We start from the raw sequence: 17,227 nt of genomic DNA, 5'->3' as shown, positions 1-17,227 counted from the left end.
CATTTTCACCGATACGGGATTGAGTGGCCGGGCGCGCAATTGGCGCGTGCCAACGGTGGTCGTGGGCCAAATGACATTCATCATCGAAGCTGTAAAAGACGACTGCCGCACCGTGGATTTCCGTGACAGCGCGATCGTTGCGGTGATCCTGGCCCGCAAGCATGCGGTGAATGGTTTTGTGGTGTCGATCACGGCTCCGGACGGGCAGCTTTTTTCCGCCGATCAGTTCAACCGTTTGCTGACGAGCAAGGGGCTTGGTTCGGATCCGGCGGCGCAAGATGTAGGGCGGCGCTAAAGCGGGCTTTGTCGGCGGTACGCAGAATCCCGAACAGTGCAATTGATTGTCATCGCGCCGAAACGGGTGCGCCGCCTGCGGACGAAACGAATGGATGCGGCAAATCGGCGTCGATCGCGTATTCGAAAATGGCGCGCCCGGAACGATTCGAACGTCCGACCCTCAGATTCGTAGTCTGATCCGGAGCATTGAAACAACTAGCGTTTGTTACCGTAAGCGCAAGCAAGAATCGCGAAGTAGCGGTTTCGCCGCCCCTGAAGGCCGGGCAGTTACCATAAATCCATGAATGACGCTTGGAGGTGGCGGAGAGGGAGGGACTCTCGGACCAATTTACGCCTATCCGCCGATTTCCTCGAAAAACAACGCGAGCCGGCGGGTTACGGACTATACTGACGACTACATTGTGGACTACTGTAGGGATCAGGTCGTAGAATCGCGTACTTGTCCGCCGCAGTCAACGCCTGAGGAACCATGCGGCTTGGGAACTTGATTCAAAGTTGACGCCGTGTTGCCGGCCGGCGCTCCAAAGCAGAGCCGAGCGAAGCTTCACCCCGGTCTGCGAATTCAGCGATGCGGACCGTATTGCGACGGCATGCACATGAGCTGACGCATCGAATTGTTGGCGTACCTCTCGACTGGTTCGCAGCCTTCTCGAGCAGGCCGCCGCGACCGGCAATTGGAGGTTAGGGGGCGCCCTCCTCCCCCTCGGCGTCGATTTCGCGGATCACGATTTCGGCGCCATTGAGCGGAAGGCAGTCGACTTTGTGGTTAAAACCCTTGCCGTCGCCATGCGGCCACAGAGCACCGATCGATCGCCAGATCTTTTTGTTGCCGGTCCTGGTGACGGCGTAGATGCGGTGCGTCGGGCGGGATGAAGTGGCTTCGTTGATTAATTTTGCCTTCTCTTTCCAAACTCGCTTTTCCAGAGCTTTCAGGTTTTCGGTGCAGAGCGCTGCAATGAGAAAGAATTCGCTTGACCTCTCATGCAGGCCAAGCTCGCCGGACTCGTCTATGAATAGGTAATGCATCGGATATGGTGCCCAGTTTCTTTGTGACTGAATTCGATTTTCCGTTACAATTCAACCCTTGATCGCCCGGCGGCAGGGTTCGCCATGCTCCGCCGGCGCGCGGAGCCGAAGCGCTGGACGCTTTATCGTATCGAGCATTGACAACCAAGGTGAGTTGCTCGGCCTCTAGCAAGGTCGTGGGGACACGTGCACGGACGAGAGAGGCAGTGTCGCACCTTCCAGGCCGTAGAGTCGATCTCATTCAGCGGGCTGCAGCACTCGCTCCTGCACGGGCCGCTTTCTCTGGTCAACCGATTGGGCCCTGTCCGGGTCACCGGGCGGGAGTCCGAAGCCCTTCACCAGGCCGAAGATCGCCGGGATGACGATCAGCGTCAGCAGCGTGGATGAGATCATGCCGCCGATCATCGGCACCGCGATGCGCTGCATGATCTCGGACCCCGTCCCAGTGCTCCACATGATCGGTAACAGGCCCGCCATGATCGCGACGACTGTCATCATCTTGGGCCGTACGCGCTCCACCGCGCCCTCCATGATGGCGTCATAGAGGTCGCCGCGGGTCAGGGCTCGCCCCTCGGCGGCGCGCCTCGCCGCGGTCTCCGCCAGCGCCTGGTTGAGATAGATCAGCATCACGACGCCGGTCTCGGCGGCGACGCCGGCGAGCGCGATGAAGCCAACCGCCACCGCGACGGAAAGGTTGAACCCCAACCACCACATTAGCCAGAGCCCCCCGACCAGCGCGAACGGCAGCGAGAGCATCACGATCATCGTCTCACTGATGGAACGGAAGTTCAGGTACAGCAGCAGGAAGATGATCAGCAGCGTCACGGGCACGACGATCTTCAGCCGCGCGGTTGCGCGCTCCAGGTATTCGTATTGACCACTCCACATCACGTAGTAGCCCGGCGGAAACTTGATGCTGGCCTGCACAGAGGCTTTGGCGTCCGCGACGTAGCCCCCGAGGTCGCGATCGCGGATGTCGACGTAGATGTAGGTCGCGAGCTGCCCGTTCTCGGTCCGGATCGAGGTCGGCCCGCGCGCCGGCGCGACCTTGGCAACCTCGCCGAGCGGTACCGCGCCGCCAGCGGGCATCGGCACCAGCACATCGTTGGCGATGGCCCGCGGATTGTCGCGCAGATCGCGCGGATAGCGCATGTTGACGGTGAAGCGCTGCCGCCCTTCCACGGTCGTGGTCACGGTCTGGCCGCCGAGCGCAGTCGCAATCGTGTCCTGAACGTCCTGGACCATGATGCCGTAGCGCGCCAGCGCGGCACGGTCGGGGGTGACTTCCAGATAGTAGCCCCCAATGCCACGCTCGGCATAGGCCGATGAGGTGCCCGGCACGGCCTTGAGGACCTGCTCGATCTGCTTGGCGAGCTTGTCGATCTCGACCAGGTCGGTCCCGATCACCTTGACGCCGATCGGCGTTCGTATGCCCGTGGACAGCATGTCGATGCGGGCCTTGATCGGCATGGTCCAGGCGTTGGAGACCCCAGGAAACTGCAGTGCCTTGTCCATTTCGGCGATCAGTCCGTCGATGGTCATGCCGGGCCGCCACTCCTCCTTGGGCTTGAGGTTGACCACCGTCTCAAACATCTCGGACGGCGCCGGATCGGTCGCCGTCGCGGCGCGCCCCGCCTTGCCGTAGACCAAGGCCACTTCCGGAAACGAGCGGATGATCCGGTTTTGGATCTGCATCAGTTCGCCGGCCTTCGTGACCGAGATGCCCGGCAGCGTGGTCGGCATGTAGAGCAGCGTGCCTTCGTTCAGGTTCGGCATGAACTCGGTACCGAGTTGCCGCGCCGGCCAGATGCTCACGGCCAGAACGGCGAGCGCGAGCACAAGCACCAGCGTCTTGGCGCGCATGACGCCCTTGATCACCGGGCGGTAGATCCAGATCAGGACGCGGTTGATCGGATTCCTGTGCTCCGGAACGATCCGCCCGCGCACGAAGATCACCATCAGAGCCGGCACCAACGTCACCGACAGGAGCGCAGCGGCCGCCATGGAGAACGTCTTCGTGAACGCCAGCGGGCTGAACAGCCGCCCCTCCTGCGATTCCAGCGTGAAGATCGGCATGAAGGACACCGTGATGATCAGCAGGCTGAAGAAAAGTGCAGGCCCCACCTCCGAGGCGGCGGCGATCAGGACGTCGATCCTGGGCTTTCCCGGCTCGGCGCGTTCGAGGTGCTTGTGGGCGTTCTCGATCATGACGATGGCCGCATCGACCATGGCGCCGATCGCGATCGCGATCCCGCCGAGGCTCATGATGTTGGAGCCGAGCCCGAGCAGCTTCATGGCGCCGAACGCCATCAAGACCCCGATGGGCAGCATCAGGATCGCGACAAGGGCGCTACGCACGTGCAGCAGGAACACGATGCAGACCAGCGCGACCACGACGCTTTCCTCGAACAGCGTGTGCTTGAGCGTGTCGACGGCCGCGTAGATCAGGTTGGAGCGATCGTAGACCGGCACGATCTCGACCGACTTCGGAAGACTTGAGGCGATCTCCCGGAAGCGCTTCTTGACGTTCTCAATCACCTCCAGTGCATTGAGGCCGAAGCGCTGTAGCACGATGCCGCTGGCGACCTCGCCCTCGCCGTTCAGCTCCGTGATGCCGCGCCGCTCGTCGGGGCCCAGTTCGACACGCGCGACGTCGCGCAGCAGCACCGGCGTCCCGTTGTTCGTCTTCAGCACGATGTCGCCGAGGTCGTTGATCGACTTGATGTAGCCCTTGCCGCGGATGACGTACTCGAACTCGGACAGTTCGACGGTCCGCCCCCCGACGTCGGCGTTGCTGGCGCGGATGGCATCGCGCATCTTCTGCATGGTGATGCCGCGGTCGCGCATGCGTTGCGGATCGAGGATCACGTTGTACTGCTTGACGAAGCCGCCGACGCTCGCAACCTCGGCGACACCCTCGGCCTTCGCCAGTGCGAACTTCAGATTCCAGTCCTGGATGGTGCGGGTATCGGCGAGGTTCAGTTCCTTCGATATGATCGCGTACTGGTAGACCCAGCCGACGCCGGTCGCGTCGGGGCCGATCGTGGGGCTCACGCCGGCAGGCAGGCGCGCGCTGGCGCCGTTGAGGAATTCCAGCACGCGCGAGCGCGCCCAGTAGATGTCGGTGCCGTCCTCGAAGATGACGTAGACGAAGGAGACGCCGAAGAAAGAGAAGCCGCGCACGACCTTCGATTTCGGCACGGTCAGCATCGCCGTCGTCAACGGATAGGTGACCTGGTCCTCGATCACCTGCGGCGCCTGGCCGGGGTACTCCGTGTAGACGATGACCTGGGTGTCCGAGAGATCCGGGATGGCATCGAGCGGCAGATGCAGCAGCGCGTACAGCCCCGCTGCGGCGGCGAAGCCGGTCCCGAACAGCACCAGCAGCAGGTTGCGGGCGGACCAGGCGATGAGACGCGCGATCATTGCTGCGCCCCCTCGGCAAAGCCCTTAAGCGCGGCCTTCAGGTTGCTTTCGGCATCGATCAGGAAGTTCGCCGAGACCACCACGGCGTCGCCGTCCGAGAGGCCCTGCCGAATTTCCACGAACCCGCCGCCCCGGTGGCCGAGCTGGACCTCGCGCGGCTCCAGCCGGCCCTGCCCCTTGTCGACGAAAACGGCCTGCCGGGCGCCGGTGTCCATCACGGCGCTGTCGGGCACCGTGAGGACCGCCTGCCCGCTGCCGGTGTCGATGTCGGCGTCGACGTACATGTCGTGCAGCAGGATCAGATCCGGATTCTGCAGCTCGATGCGCACCCGCGCCGTCCGGGTCTCCTTGTTGATGTCCGGGTAGATGACCTCGACCTTCCCCGTGAACTCCCGTCCTGGATAGCTTCGCGCCTTGACAGTGACCGGCTGGCCTTTGGCAATCATGCCGAGGTCGCGTTCGGCGACGTCGATCAGGGCCCACATGACCGAGTGGTCGGCGATCCGGAACAGGACGCCGCCAGGCTCCACGCGCATGCCCTCGATGGCGTTGCGCTCCAGCACGATGCCGTCGCGCGGCGAAGTCCATCCGATCGACGTCGGCACGGTCCGGCCCTTCTCGATGGCCGAGATCGCAGCATCCGGCACGTCCAGGTTTATCAGGCGCTGGCGCGATCCACGGCCATACTGGACGTCGCCTCTGGTCGTCTTCGAGGTGATGGTGGTGAGGTACTCGGCGGCGGCAGAGGACACGGATGGGCTATAGACCTCCATCAGCGGCTGCCCCCTGATCACGTGAGATCCGGTCGTGACGTCGGCCACCTTCAGGATGAAGCTTTCCGCCCGCATGGCGACGACAGAGATCCGCCGTTCGTCCAACGCGATCGTGCCCGGTGCCCTGACGACGGTCCGGACCACGCGCATCGCGGCGGGCTCCGACTTGACGCCGGTCCGCTGGATCTTGCCGGGCGAGAGTTTGATCGACCCGTCGTCGCTGTCGTCGCCCTCATAGACGGGGATGTAGTCCATCCCCATCGAATCCTTCTTCGGCGTCGGCGATGTGTCCGGCAGGCCCATGGGATTGCGGTAGTATTTGATCTTGCGCTCTCCGGAGCCGCCGGCCGCCGTTGTCGCCGGCGGCGGGGTTTCCGCCTGGTCATCGTCGAAGCTGATGTCGGCGCCTGCGGGCACCGGGCGGAAATCCCGGCCATCTGGGGTCTTTCTCGGCACCAGCGAGTACGACGGCTTGCCGTCCGGATCCTGGTAGTAGATCGGGGCGCCGCTCTCCTCGGCCGCAGCGGGGCCGATCACGGCGGCGGTTCGCGCCGTCGGCCACTGCGGGCCGGCGACGACGAACGCGATGCCCGCCGCCGCGATCAACGCGGCTGCCAGGCTTACTGCGATGGGGCGGGTCACTTCTGCGCCGTGATGACGAGCTTGTTCTCGACGGTGCCGGTCTCGCCCTGGACCTTGGCTCCGAGCGAAAGCTGCCATCGCCCCGCCATGCCGAAGGTCGCCTTGAAGCGGTACGTGCCCGGCTCCGTGCCCGGCATGGCCGTGACCTTGGTCGCCATCTCCTGCATGCCGTCCGGAGCCATGTCCAAACGGCTGGCGAAGATCACCGCATCCGGCACCGGTTTGCCGGTTTTGATGTTCACGAGCCGGACCGTGACGACCTTGTCGGGCCCGGCCTGGACCGACTGGTCGACGAGCTCGAACTTGTAGTCCTTGATGTCGGCCAATACGGCCGTGCTTGTGCCGCCGATGGCCGCAGCGATCAACGCGGCCTGGACGGCGCGCGCGAAGGTAGACGTCTTCATGTTGTATCCTCGATGTCCTGAATTTCGCCGCGGAGGCGGCGCGCGTCATCCGCGCGCGCGAGGCGCACGGACGCGATCGGCGTCAAGCGCCGTTCAGGCCAGGATTCGAGGGGGTTGGTCGGGAGGTGGACGGACCAAACCGTCGCCGACCGCGTCGTCCGCCACCGAGTGGCTGGTCCGGATCGCGTGTCGCAGCGGCAAAGCGAAGGCCTCGGAGGGTCCCGCCTGGGTCGTCTTCAGGACGCACATCGCAACCAGCGGGCAGTCCTGGCAGTCCTTGCTCTTGTGGTCGTCGGGGCAGCAGGGCATGTCGGCCGACATCGACATGTCGCTCATGCCGTCGAGACGAGCTTGCGCAGCGGTCGCCGGCGCCGCCAAGGGCGCCAACGTCAAACCGACGGTCACCGAGACCGCGAACGCAATTCTGAGCAATCGCCGCAGATTCATGGCCCGAACATCCCACGGGGGGCGGAACTTTGGAAGTCGGCGGCCTTCACATGTTCGCCACCCGGGATCCGCACCGACATAGCTGAGCCGGTCGTTTTGGCCTCGCCGGTGAGGATTCGATGCCCTGGATGGCCCCGGTACCGCATCTTGGCTCCAAGGCGCTCCTGGCCCGTTCAGACCGGGGCGGCCGCAGGGCCCCTGCCGCCGCAGGACAGGCACTTCGTCATTCAGCGGGCCTCGTCGCTGGCGCCTGGCCTGCACGGGCCCACATCAGCGCCAGCGGCTCCATCGAGATTCCGACCGCAAGGACCATGAACACCAGCAGCCATCCTGCCGGACTTTGTGGGCCGCCGGCAGAATCGAGAGCGACCCCGGTGCCCCAGGCGCCGGCGGCCGACAGTCCGAAGCGGACGGTGGAGTGAAGCGCGAGCGTCGCGCCGCGGTGTTCGCGCGTGGCCGCCGCCGACATTCCGGACGTCAGAGCGCCGGAATCGGCGCGAACGGTGAGACCATAGACGAGGAGCAGGACCGCGAGCGCCCATGCAGGTGCGCTCACGTTCAAGCCGATGATCACCGCCACCGCCGCCGAGGCGATCATCGCGGTTGTGATGACCCGATGGCGTGGGTCGCTGCGAGCCTCGGCGCCATCGTGGGAACCACGTTCGGCGTCTCGGGACTTCCGCGATGATCCTCAAGGCCCTGCGTAAAACATGGCGGGTTCAGCGCGCGGCAACCCGATGCTACACTGTTTTCGTGCGACCGTTTGGCCACGTGCCGAGCGGTCTAACCGGGTCTAGTCTACTGCCGCTATAATAGTTTCTTGAAGCGAGCTTAGGGGAATGTTGATGTCGCAAACGACTCCGGTCGACTCGAACAGCAATCGAGCCTCCCCTTTAAGCTGACCGGGCAAAGCCGTCTGAATAAAGCGGCTGCCAAAATTCTTTTTGGTTGGTTCAACAACCCGCGGTCCACCGCGTTCGCGCCATTCAAGATGAAAGCGTTGGTTTTCCGCGTCAATCGACCAAGTGATGGCGACCCGTCCCTCAGCAACTGAGAGCGCGCCATATTTCAACGCATTGGTGCTTAGCTCGTGAATTATCATAGACAACGCGACCGCAGGTCCGGAAGATACGGCGACGTTATTCCCCTCAATAGTGAATTGCTCGAAGCCTTTGGTCTGAAATGCTTTGATCGCGTTCTCGATCAGCGTTCGGCAACCCGCCCCAGTCCAGCTTTCTTGAATCAAGAGATCATGAGATACGCCGAGCGCGCTCATCCGCTCGGCGATGGTCTTGGCCGCCGCGTCAATAGATGAAGCGTCCCGTAAGCTTTGAGCCGCAATTGCGGATGCAATCGCGAGCATGTTCTTTACGCGATGGTGGAGTTCCCCGATGAGAACGGCCTGTAGTTTTGCCGCAGCCACTTGGGCGTTCGCTTCAACGCCTGCTTTCAAGAGGAGGTCGCGGAGCACGTCGTTTTCGTTCTCAACATCTCGCATGCGCTGATCGGCCTCGCTCAAAGCATTCATTTCATGTCACTCCAGCGAACGGTACTTGGACAACAGTATCCGACAACGTTCAACAAATCCAAGTTCGGTAGATATGGTCGGGAGGCGACGGAACCCTTCCATCATCAAGCGGTTAGGATGCATCATCGCATCATTGCAGGCATCCCGGTGATTGGAGCCCTCTAGAGGCTCACGCCATGGGAGGGGACATGCAGTCACGGCTCGTGGTGCTGGTAGTCGAAGACGAGCCATTGTTGATGATGGTGGCTGTTGAAATGATTGCCGAGTTGGGCTTCGAGGTCATCGAGGCGAGGCATGCTGACGAAGCAATCGCCGTTATGGAAAAGCGCCAGGACGTCCACGTTGTGTTTTCCGACGTTCACATGCCCGGTTCGATGGATGGTCTGAAGTTAGCGCATTACGTTCGCCACCGCTGGCCACCGACCAAAATCCTTACCACCTCGGGGAAGGCGCGGCTTGCCGTGGCCGAACTGCCAAGCGGTGGGCGGTTCATACAAAAACCCTACACCGCGACTGACCTTGGAATCGCTCTGCATGCAATCATCGCAGCGTAGCGGAACCACGTACCAACACAGCCGGTAGCCTCTCCTGGGGCGTGACATCGCCTCGAAAAACGTGAACTCCGACACACTCCACTCGTCGCGTATGCCGCCCCGTGTTTACTTGATATCGCGCCGCAATATTCAGGGACCTGAGAACGGTCGCGCCAGGCTGCCGGGTGTAGCTCCAACCATCCTTTCTCGATAGCTCTCCACGATTTCGAGCGGAAGGCTAAGTGGACCGGCGTTTCAAGCCGTCAAACACAAACGCCCGAGCGTCTTCGATTTCGGTCGGTGGCCTCTTTATGGGAATATGCAGCCGTTGTGGCCAGCTCGTTCTGTGATCGGGAACGATCGTCGATATCGACGCCCGTTTCTTCGTTCTGCCCTGAGGGCGATTGTTTTCTCTTCATGCGAAACAACGTGTGAACCGTGCTGCCGACATTGATGTAGTTTCCCCGCATGTTTGCCAGAATGATCACTGCGTCGCTCAACATCTTGATACTCCCCGTCAATGTTCCTTCACAGACAAGGAGATTCAAAAGGTATCGTTCCGACTTACCCTTCGCGATGGTTCAGGACGAGTTAACTCCCCGGTATGGGCCGTCCACCCTAGTGACTGGCACACGGCAATCAACACACCTGCGCGGATGTGCTCGCCAGGAGCCGCGCCGCGTTTAACAAGACTTCTCTTTTAGAGCTCTGCCTTGCTGCGATCAGCGGTTCTGCTACGCCATCCCCCTGGCTCCCTGACGCTATGAACTTGTAGCGCGCAATGCGCAGATCGATCTCGCCACAACTGTCACACGTAGCTCAGCGCGACTATTGAGCGCGGGAGGGTGCAGCGCTATTCAAAATCACCATCCATGGCCATTCGTCAACTGTATGCTCTTATTCTTCGGCAGACATAATCATGATTGTCGTTCATTAACTGGATCGGCGGAACAAGTGCAGCAGATCGAAACTAATGACCCTATCGAGGCACGGCGTAGCCGCTACGCCCAGTATCGAGGACTAGTCGCCACCCTGACCTTTGGTCGCGAGACGGTGGAAGGCATGGTGAGATCGGTCAAGGAAGACAGCTCCTGTACCCCAGTTCGATGGCTGATCACTATCGCCCCGAGATAGCAGCGGGCAATTCGCAAGGGTAATCGGCGTCCAACCGGACGGATATTCCACGCTTGATGGCCAGCTCATCATACTCGCGAAGTCCGCTGGGCTGCCGATCTCGTCTACGCCGGAAAGCTCGACCATGGATTAGAAAGAGCTCGACGAAGGAGCTTCGCACGGTGGGAGCCGCTCGTCGGAGGTCGCAGCCCTAGGCCAAGCGGATCTCTCACAGGGGATGGGTCGAGCCGAAGCTGCTCGCGGAGATGGAGTACCGGGCAAGTCTGCCGAACGTCCGACACTGTTCTTCAAGGGACTTCAAGACGACCTTCGATCGCGTGCCGGTTTCAGGTCAGGACGGTTGCGATCGGTCCGGATGCGAGATGATCGGCAGATCAATCAGGAAGCGACTTCCCTTCCAACCTTTGGCGATGGTCAGATGGCCCTGAAGCTGCCGCACCATGCCGGTGATTACCTTGAACCCCAAGCTGGCGCGCGGCTCATCGATGTCGAATCCTTCAGGCAGGCCCTTACCCTGATCCGACACCTCAACGCGAAGGTTTCCTTCGATCCCCCGTGCCGAGACCTCGATGACTCCTCTGCTGTCTGGATATGCATACTTTATGGCATTCGAAACGAGTTCGTTGATGAGCAAACCTAGCGGAACGACATGGTCGGCGGAGAGCAACAATGGGTCCGCTTGGCAATTTAGGGTATGTTTCCCGACGTTTCCCCTGAGCTTCTTGCAGAGTTCCGTCATGAAGTCCCGCAGCTCAATGAAGCCAACATGCGAACTCCGCCACAGGTGGTCGTGAACGTCAGCAATGGTGGACACTCGTAGACTTGCATCTTCCAGGGCGCTTTTGACGTCCTGAGACAGGGTGTTGCGCGCTTGGACCCGGAGCAACCCCACGACCGATGCGAGGCTGTTCTTGACGCGGTGGCTCATTTCGCGGGTCAGGAGCGCCTGGTGTTTGAGCGCCTCCTGAAGCTTGGCGTCGGCCTGTTGGCGTTCAATCGCAATGCCGAGCAGACCGGCGAAACCTGTGAGAAAATCGGCATCGGCCTGGTCGAACTGACCGGCGTCGGCGCTGTCGACTTCGAGAACGCCGAAGTAGGCCTCGTCTTCCGCGCCCTTTTCGATGAGCACGTTGATCGCACGCCTGACGCCATGATCCGTCAGGAGCTGCGGCGTACGGAAACGTGTTTCCGCCTCCAGGTGGTTCGATATGACCGATTCCCCGGTACGGTAGGCATAGCCCGCCGGAGATCCCACGTCGGCGGCAAGCGAGACGACGTCAATGGTATTCTCCTTCCAGCCTACACCGGCACGGACCATCAGACGTTCTTCGTCGGGCTCATACTCCAGAACCTTTGCGAACTGCGCCCGCAGTCCGATGGCGCAGAGTTCGGTCGCTTTCTGAAGGATCATCCGGAGATCCCGGGTCTGCATGGCGGCGCGGCCGAATTCTCCCAACAACGATTGCTGCCGGAGCCGGTAACCAAGTTCGTCCCGCCCCGTTGAATCTGTTGATGAAGCTGCAGGGCCATCGGCTGTATTGAAGGCCGTCATCGTGAACTTTTCCCCTAGCCCGCGACCGGCGGTTTCCTGCCCATCCGGGCGCCCGGCCCGGAAGATCATGAGAGGGGTATAGCAGTAATCGCCTCGTTGGCGTCCGCCGAAGCGAGCGGGCTCCGGTAAGAACCGTGCCCCCCCCGCGAGGAGGGAGTGCCTTGAGCCCGCTGCGGTGAGTCTGATAGGGGATTTCAGAGCGAAAGCGCCGGCCGGCCTCCCCGAAGCGGTGGCACCGATCGTGGCGGCGATCAGCCGGCGGTATCGATCACCATTTCGACCAGCTTGGCCATCTTTTCGCGCGTCAGGTCGCCCGAGTTGGAAATGTACGGCTCCACGTCCGGCCCGTACACGAACGGAACTCCTTTCGATGTGCCGCTATCGCCGATCCTCGTCACGACGATGTTTCCGAACGCCGTGGTGATCGTCGTGGGCGCGCCATCCCCGATCTTGAAGGATACGCCGACCGGGCGGTGGTCGTTCAGTTCGATCTGCGGCGCGAACGAGAATTGATTGTCGGCGAAGTGCTCTTTCAACTCCGCCAGAAAAGGCAGCACATGGCGCTCCATGGCGACCTTGCAATGCTCGACATCCGCGGTGCGTTTTTCCGAGTTGGTGGCAGCGATTTCGGTCTGCCGGTTCTTCTCCGCCGCTGCGACCGCGGTCTTTGCGCTGAACTTGGCTGCGAGTTCCTGGGCGTTCATTTTTGTTTGTTCCTTGGGATCTTCATGACCCGAGCAACAGGTACGCCGCGAGTGTGTTTTCTTGGCGGCTCTTTGCGAGATCGCAGAATGAAGTGGCTGAAGCGAAGTCCCGATAGTCGAGGCGATTATGCTATGTTCCCGATCATCCGCCGTGATGCGTCAAGCGTCGAAGCGTCGCCACGACCTCCGGGCCGCGATATGGCTTTGCCATAAACTCGCTCCCCGAAGGTAGATCGCCCGGCCCCACTCTCACGAAGCCGGACGTGGCGAGTATCTTGATGGGTGGCCACCGGTCCCGGACGAAGCTGGCGAGCTTCAGCCCATCCATCGAACCCGGCATCTGGACATCGGTGAAGACGACGTGGATATCGGAACGAGCCTCCAGGATCGCGATCGCCTGGTCGGCGTTGCCCGCCTGGACGACTTCAAAGCCTGCCTGCTCGATCATGTCGGCGGCATCCATCCGGAGCAGATATTCGTCTTCGACGATCAGGATCACGGGAACTAGATGCGCCATCTGAAAGCCTCCGGCCCATTCCTGCAGCCGAGCAGAAATTCGTTCGGTCCCCTTTATGCCCGAAAGCTTGTCGCGCCGTAATGCTCATGACGCGGCCGTTGCCAGCGGCATCTTGAAAGCGAACCTGGTCTCTTCCGCCGTGGACGTGACATCGATCCGGCCGCCGTGGGCCCGCGCTATCTGGGAGGCGATGTGAAGTCCAAGTCCGAGACCCTGCCGGCTGTCGCGGACGTCGCCCCGAAAGAACGGTTCGAACAGTCTTTCCATCGCGCTGGCCGGGATCGGTTCGCCGGCATTCGCGACCCAGAGGCTTAACTCACTGCGTCTCCGCTCCGACCCGGACTGGCCGATCCTTTCTTGATTGGATGTTCATTGATGATCACCGATTCCTGCTGGCGCGTTGACGCGACCCTCTAGGCATGGGGATCGGAAAAGGCAACAACCCTTGTTGCGAACTGTTCCAATGCCACAACCTGAATTTGTGAGTGCCGTCAGATTTGGTGCGGCACGGCACGTGAGCGCGCCTTGAAGCTAAACCGGATCAGAAGCCCTGACGCTACGTCTGCCGAGCACTTGTCAAAATCGGCGGGATCGAATCGCTTCCATGGGCGTCCGTAATGTGCACCCGCCAGTCCTTACCTGTGCAGGGCGCGTTGGCGGCCGTTGTGGTGGAGCTTACCGATGACAGACGTTTCGAAGATCAAGGAACACATGGACGTCATTTCGTCCGACAGGAAGATGGTCGGAAAAGTCGATCATCTGGACGGAACCGACAGGATCAAGCTGACCAAGCAGAGTTCGCCCGACGGTCAGCATCATCACTTCGTTCCGCTCTCATGGGTCGATCACGTCGATCAGCACGTGCATCTCAACAAGACCGGGGCCGACATCACCTCACACTGGCAGCACGCTCGAAACTGACAAAACGGCTGGTCAACTCCTGCATCGCTGCGGCAAAAGGTGTCCAGTTACGTACGTTGCCTTACCCTGGAGCGGTCCCGCCGCCCGCACGTTTCGACCGAAGCGAAGGAACAACAAACGGCGGATAAGGTGGCGCTGTGGTCTCGTTAGGAGCGGTCCTTGTGAAACCGTGGGTGCTGATACCATCCGGCTCTCTTTCCTCCTTGGCAGCGCTCTAGACGAAAGTACATGCTCGGGACCCCCTGAACGCGGAACTGGAGGGCGCAGCTTCCATTGACCATCAAGGTGTCCTGATGGCCCGGATCGAAGATTACGCGCTTATTGGCGATTGCGAGACCGGCGCACTGGTCGGGCGCGATGGCTCAATCGATTGGCTTTGTTTTCCGCGCTTCGATTCCGATAGCTGCTTCGGGAGTCTCCTGGGAGACGAGAAAAACGGCTACTGGAGCCTTCGCCCGGTCGAAGGATATACGACCGAGCGTCGCTACCGAAAAGGCACGCTGATCCTGGAGACCGTCTTCACCACGGAGAGAGGTCGTGCACGTCTCATCGACTTCATGCCGCCGAAGACGGGAGTCTCGAAGGTCGTCAGGATCGTTGAGGGCCTCGAGGGGTCCGTCGAGATGCGGAGCGAGCTGGTGGCACGGTTCGACTATGGGGTCAGTGTACCCTGGGTGAGCCGCCTGGGGGATGGTGCGGTCAGCTTGGTCGCGGGAGCGTCCATGCTGGTGCTAAGAACGGGGGTGCCGCTGCACGGGAAATCGATGAAGACAGTCGGCGCGTTCTCCGTCCAATCGGGCCAACGCGTTGCCTTTGTTCTCTCCTACCAAACATCATTTGAAGATCCAGCTTCTCCTGACGATCCATCGCTTCTCCTCGATCGTACAGAGAGTTTCTGGCGCGATTGGTCCAGCCGCTGTGAAGCGGCCGGGCCATATTCGGACCAGGTTCTGAGATCTCTCATAACTCTCAAGGCCCTGACGTTCGGACCAAGCGGCGGCATCGTCGCTGCGGCCACGACCTCACTTCCGGAGCAGATTGGCGGCTCTCGCAATTGGGATTATCGCTTCTGCTGGGTCCGCGATGCCACGCTAACCCTGTTGGCCCTTATGGGGGCCGGCTACTACGACGAGGCGCGCGCCTGGCGAGACTGGCTCATCCGGGCCGTGGCGGGAAGCCCGAACCAGTTGCAGATCATGTACGCCGTCACAGGCGAGCGCAGGCTAACCGAGTGGGAGGTGCCCTGGCTGTCGGGATACGAAAACTCAAAACCGGTGCGTATCGGCAACGCGGCGCACAACCAGCTCCAGCTTGATGTCTATGGCGAGCTGATGGACGCCTTATACCAGGCCCGTCGAGGCGGCCTCCCCGAGAACAAGCGAGCATGGGCGATCCAATGTGCCCTCCTCGATCATCTCAAAGGAATTTGGACAGAGCCTGATGAAGGTATTTGGGAAGTGCGAGGCGGCGCCAAGCATTTCACCTACTCGAAAATCATGGCATGGGTCGCTTTCGATCGGGCCATCAAATCGGCCGACGAGTTCGGGATGGATGGTCCGGTGGATGATTGGAAAGCGCAGCGCGCCGCCATTCAGAAAGATGTCTGCCAGAGCGGCTACGATGAACAGCGAAAGACATTCGTTCAGGTCTACGGCGAATCCCAACTCGACGCATCCCTGCTGCTGATCCCGGCGGTAGGTTTCTTGCCGCCCGAAGATCCGCGGGTGATATCGACCATCGAAGCTATCGAACGCGAGTTGCTCAAGGACGGCTTTGTGCAGCGATACGATACGAAGGCGACCAAGGACGGCCTGCCCCCTGGCGAAGGCATGTTTCTGGCCTGCAGCTTCTGGCTGGCAGATGCCTATCACTTGATCGGCCGCGATGCCGACGCCAAGGCATTGTTCGAGCGTCTTCTTGCTCTGCGCAATGACGTCGGTCTGCTGTCGGAAGAGTACGACACCGGGCGAAGTCGGTTGGTCGGCAACTTTCCCCAGGCCTTTTCTCACATCGCCCTGGTGAACACCGCTCACAATCTCACCCACCGCCAAAAGCCATCGGAGCATCGCGGCAGCAAGAAAGCGCTCCCGAGCAAGGCGCAGGAAAGTAAGGGCACCACGAGGAGACACGTATGACAGAGAGGCCGATCGATGCTGCTGCCTTAGCGGGTCCGGAGGCGCGACCTCAACGGCCGGTTCGCTTTCCCACCATACTGGAAGGGCAACCAGCGCTGGTGACGGGGGCAAACTCGGGAATCGGGCGCGCAGTGGCCCTTGGACTCGGGGCCTCTGGCGCTGACGTGGTCGTCAATTACGTAGTTGACCCAGAAGCGGCAGACGACGTGGCCCATCAAATCGAGGCACTTGGCCGGAAGGCGATCACGATCAAGGCCGACGTCAGCAATGAGCAGGACGTCCAGTCGATGTTCTCCAGCGCTATAGGTCGTTTTGGAACTCTGCACATCGTGGTGAACAATGCCGGATTGCAGCGTGATGCGCCGTTTCATGAGATGACGCTCGAACAGTGGAACAAAGTCATCGGCGTCAACCTCACCGGCCAATTTCTCTGCGCCAGAGAAGCGATCCGTGAGTTCAAGAGACGAGGTGTAGTGAAGAATGTCTCGGCGGCAGCAGGCAAGCTCGTCTGCATGAGCTCCGTCCATCAAGAGATCCCCTGGGCGGGTCATGCGAACTATGCGGCCTCAAAAGGCGGCGTCATGCAGATGATGCGAAGCTTGGCGCAAGAAGTTGCTCCGTTGGCGATCCGGGTCAATGGCGTGGCGCCTGGAGCGATCCGTACACCGATCAACCGACCCGCCTGGGAGACCAAGGAAGCTTACGACAGCCTGATGACACTGGTCCCCTATCGGCGCATCGGTGAGCCAAACGATATTGCGCAAGCGGTCGCTTGGCTGGTTTCAGATGCGGCCGACTACGTGGTTGGCACCACCTTGTTCATCGACGGGGGCATGATGCTTTTCCCGGGCTTTGCAAGCGGGGGATAGACGCAGTCGCACAACACCATCGCAACGAAAGTGTAAGCGGCCCATCGGAACGACTAAAGCATGCGGGTGTTGCGGCATGGGATCGTTCGGCAAGAGGAGGAGTGAGAATTGCCAAATGGCGCACGCGCAATGGGCGCAGGCAAGATCGCTCGCACGGTAGCGAGAGCTCTGGCGTCCGCTCTGAAGCGCCATTCCGTCATCTTTCCGAAGAAGGGCCATAGAAAAGAGGAAAAATCACCTCGCCAGACCTCGCCCTCGCTGCGCCCCGAAAAGTAGCGGTAGCTCACATGCCCATCTGGCTTACTGCGGGTCTTTGGGG

15 protein-coding genes and 2 pseudogenes are annotated in these 17,227 nt (G+C 61.2%); 5 read left to right on the top strand and 12 right to left on the bottom strand.

All coding sequences use genetic code 11. From position 1 onward, the window contains the following. Positions 1 to 70 precede the first annotated feature (70 nt). Positions 71 to 295 carry a hypothetical protein gene (locus tag BcanWU425_RS04555; RefSeq protein ID WP_018453038.1) on the top strand — a complete coding sequence of 75 codons (225 nt, stop codon included), beginning with the start codon at positions 71 to 73 and terminating at the stop codon, positions 293 to 295. 683 nt (positions 296 to 978) lie between these two features. Here the strand turns inward: BcanWU425_RS04555 and BcanWU425_RS04550 are convergent. The 7 genes and pseudogenes from BcanWU425_RS04550 to BcanWU425_RS04520 form a co-directional block, all read right to left on the bottom strand. After that, positions 979 to 1,323, bottom strand: coding sequence for a DUF3800 domain-containing protein (locus tag BcanWU425_RS04550; RefSeq protein ID WP_231190186.1), 345 nt, complete (start codon positions 1,321 to 1,323; stop codon positions 979 to 981). A gap of 237 nt (positions 1,324 to 1,560) precedes the next feature. Next, positions 1,561 to 4,749: an efflux RND transporter permease subunit gene (locus tag BcanWU425_RS04545; protein ID WP_231190185.1), complete on the bottom strand. Its 3,189-nt coding sequence runs from the start codon at positions 4,747 to 4,749 to the stop codon at positions 1,561 to 1,563. Beyond that, on the bottom strand, positions 4,746 to 6,164 hold the full coding sequence (locus tag BcanWU425_RS04540) for an efflux RND transporter periplasmic adaptor subunit (protein WP_231190184.1): 1,419 nt from the start codon (positions 6,162 to 6,164) through the stop codon (positions 4,746 to 4,748). Before BcanWU425_RS04540 ends, BcanWU425_RS04545 begins: the two co-directional genes overlap by 4 nt. Beyond that, complete coding sequence (locus BcanWU425_RS04535; protein ID WP_231190182.1) at positions 6,161 to 6,568, bottom strand: FixH family protein; 408 nt, start codon at positions 6,566 to 6,568, stop codon at positions 6,161 to 6,163. Before BcanWU425_RS04535 ends, BcanWU425_RS04540 begins: the two co-directional genes overlap by 4 nt. A 93-nt stretch (positions 6,569 to 6,661) precedes the next feature. Beyond that, positions 6,662 to 7,015 (bottom strand): hypothetical protein, encoded by a 354-nt coding sequence (locus BcanWU425_RS04530; protein ID WP_231190180.1) that lies wholly within the window; start codon positions 7,013 to 7,015, stop codon positions 6,662 to 6,664. 223 nt (positions 7,016 to 7,238) lie between these two features. Beyond that, positions 7,239 to 7,637 (bottom strand): annotated as a pseudogene (locus tag BcanWU425_RS04525) (MFS transporter); the annotation flags it as partial. Positions 7,638 to 7,808: 171 nt separating this feature from the next. Beyond that, entirely contained in the window at positions 7,809 to 8,543 is a 735-nt protein-coding gene (locus BcanWU425_RS04520; RefSeq protein ID WP_231190178.1) for a sensor histidine kinase, read from the bottom strand. Positions 8,544 to 8,731: 188 nt separating this feature from the next. Here BcanWU425_RS04520 and BcanWU425_RS04515 point away from each other — a divergent pair, with 188 nt between their 5' ends. After that, on the top strand, positions 8,732 to 9,097 hold the full coding sequence (locus tag BcanWU425_RS04515; protein WP_231190172.1) for a response regulator: 366 nt from the start codon (positions 8,732 to 8,734) through the stop codon (positions 9,095 to 9,097). Between the two features lie 242 nt (positions 9,098 to 9,339). Here BcanWU425_RS04515 and BcanWU425_RS04510 read toward each other — a convergent pair whose 3' ends face one another. The 5 genes and pseudogenes from BcanWU425_RS04510 to BcanWU425_RS37525 form a co-directional block, all read right to left on the bottom strand. Further along, entirely contained in the window at positions 9,340 to 9,579 is a 240-nt protein-coding gene (locus tag BcanWU425_RS04510) for a hypothetical protein (protein ID WP_231190164.1), read from the bottom strand. Positions 9,580 to 10,541: 962 nt separating this feature from the next. Further along, the gene (locus BcanWU425_RS04505; protein WP_231190161.1) at positions 10,542 to 11,762 is read right to left on the bottom strand and encodes a sensor histidine kinase; all 1,221 of its coding nucleotides are present in this window, start codon (positions 11,760 to 11,762) and stop codon (positions 10,542 to 10,544) included. A 251-nt stretch (positions 11,763 to 12,013) separates the two neighbouring features. Further along, positions 12,014 to 12,466, bottom strand: coding sequence for a hypothetical protein (locus BcanWU425_RS04500; protein ID WP_231190157.1), 453 nt, complete (start codon positions 12,464 to 12,466; stop codon positions 12,014 to 12,016). Positions 12,467 to 12,608: 142 nt separating this feature from the next. Then, complete coding sequence (locus BcanWU425_RS04495; RefSeq protein ID WP_231190153.1) at positions 12,609 to 12,983, bottom strand: response regulator; 375 nt, start codon at positions 12,981 to 12,983, stop codon at positions 12,609 to 12,611. A gap of 84 nt (positions 12,984 to 13,067) precedes the next feature. Next, positions 13,068 to 13,298: pseudogene (locus BcanWU425_RS37525) on the bottom strand (sensor histidine kinase); the annotation flags it as partial. A gap of 366 nt (positions 13,299 to 13,664) precedes the next feature. Here BcanWU425_RS37525 and BcanWU425_RS04485 point away from each other — a divergent pair. The 3 genes from BcanWU425_RS04485 to BcanWU425_RS04475 all read left to right on the top strand — a co-directional run bounded on the left by BcanWU425_RS04485 (position 13,665) and on the right by BcanWU425_RS04475 (position 16,908). Further along, positions 13,665 to 13,904, top strand: a complete 240-nt coding sequence (locus BcanWU425_RS04485; protein WP_231190150.1) for a DUF2171 domain-containing protein — start codon at positions 13,665 to 13,667, stop codon at positions 13,902 to 13,904. 290 nt (positions 13,905 to 14,194) lie between these two features. Further along, positions 14,195 to 16,039 carry a glycoside hydrolase family 15 protein gene (locus BcanWU425_RS04480; protein ID WP_231190859.1) on the top strand — a complete coding sequence of 615 codons (1,845 nt, stop codon included), beginning with the start codon at positions 14,195 to 14,197 and terminating at the stop codon, positions 16,037 to 16,039. Next, positions 16,036 to 16,908: an SDR family oxidoreductase gene (locus tag BcanWU425_RS04475; protein WP_231190147.1), complete on the top strand. Its 873-nt coding sequence runs from the start codon at positions 16,036 to 16,038 to the stop codon at positions 16,906 to 16,908. The genes BcanWU425_RS04480 and BcanWU425_RS04475 overlap by 4 nt, the downstream gene beginning before the upstream one ends. Positions 16,909 to 17,227 lie beyond the last annotated feature (319 nt).

It is taken from the genome of Bradyrhizobium sp. WU425 (assembly GCF_021052305.1).
GTDB lineage: Bacteria > Pseudomonadota > Alphaproteobacteria > Rhizobiales > Xanthobacteraceae > Bradyrhizobium > Bradyrhizobium canariense_D.
This window is presented reverse-complemented; position numbering and strand designations above follow the sequence as displayed.

Coding starts and splice junctions, on each gene's coding strand:
- BcanWU425_RS04555 (WP_018453038.1), top strand. CDS start 71: ATGACATTCATCATCGAAGCTGTAAAAGACGACTGCCGCACCGTGGAT.
- BcanWU425_RS04550 (WP_231190186.1), bottom strand. CDS start 1,323: ATGCATTACCTATTCATAGACGAGTCCGGCGAGCTTGGCCTGCATGAG.
- BcanWU425_RS04545 (WP_231190185.1), bottom strand. CDS start 4,749: ATGATCGCGCGTCTCATCGCCTGGTCCGCCCGCAACCTGCTGCTGGTG.
- BcanWU425_RS04535 (WP_231190182.1), bottom strand. CDS start 6,568: ATGAAGACGTCTACCTTCGCGCGCGCCGTCCAGGCCGCGTTGATCGCT.
- BcanWU425_RS04530 (WP_231190180.1), bottom strand. CDS start 7,015: ATGAATCTGCGGCGATTGCTCAGAATTGCGTTCGCGGTCTCGGTGACC.
- BcanWU425_RS04520 (WP_231190178.1), bottom strand. CDS start 8,543: ATGAATGCTTTGAGCGAGGCCGATCAGCGCATGCGAGATGTTGAGAAC.
- BcanWU425_RS04515 (WP_231190172.1), top strand. CDS start 8,732: ATGCAGTCACGGCTCGTGGTGCTGGTAGTCGAAGACGAGCCATTGTTG.
- BcanWU425_RS04510 (WP_231190164.1), bottom strand. CDS start 9,579: ATGTTGAGCGACGCAGTGATCATTCTGGCAAACATGCGGGGAAACTAC.
- BcanWU425_RS04505 (WP_231190161.1), bottom strand. CDS start 11,762: ATGACGGCCTTCAATACAGCCGATGGCCCTGCAGCTTCATCAACAGAT.
- BcanWU425_RS04500 (WP_231190157.1), bottom strand. CDS start 12,466: ATGAACGCCCAGGAACTCGCAGCCAAGTTCAGCGCAAAGACCGCGGTC.
- BcanWU425_RS04495 (WP_231190153.1), bottom strand. CDS start 12,983: ATGGCGCATCTAGTTCCCGTGATCCTGATCGTCGAAGACGAATATCTG.
- BcanWU425_RS04485 (WP_231190150.1), top strand. CDS start 13,665: ATGACAGACGTTTCGAAGATCAAGGAACACATGGACGTCATTTCGTCC.
- BcanWU425_RS04475 (WP_231190147.1), top strand. CDS start 16,036: ATGACAGAGAGGCCGATCGATGCTGCTGCCTTAGCGGGTCCGGAGGCG.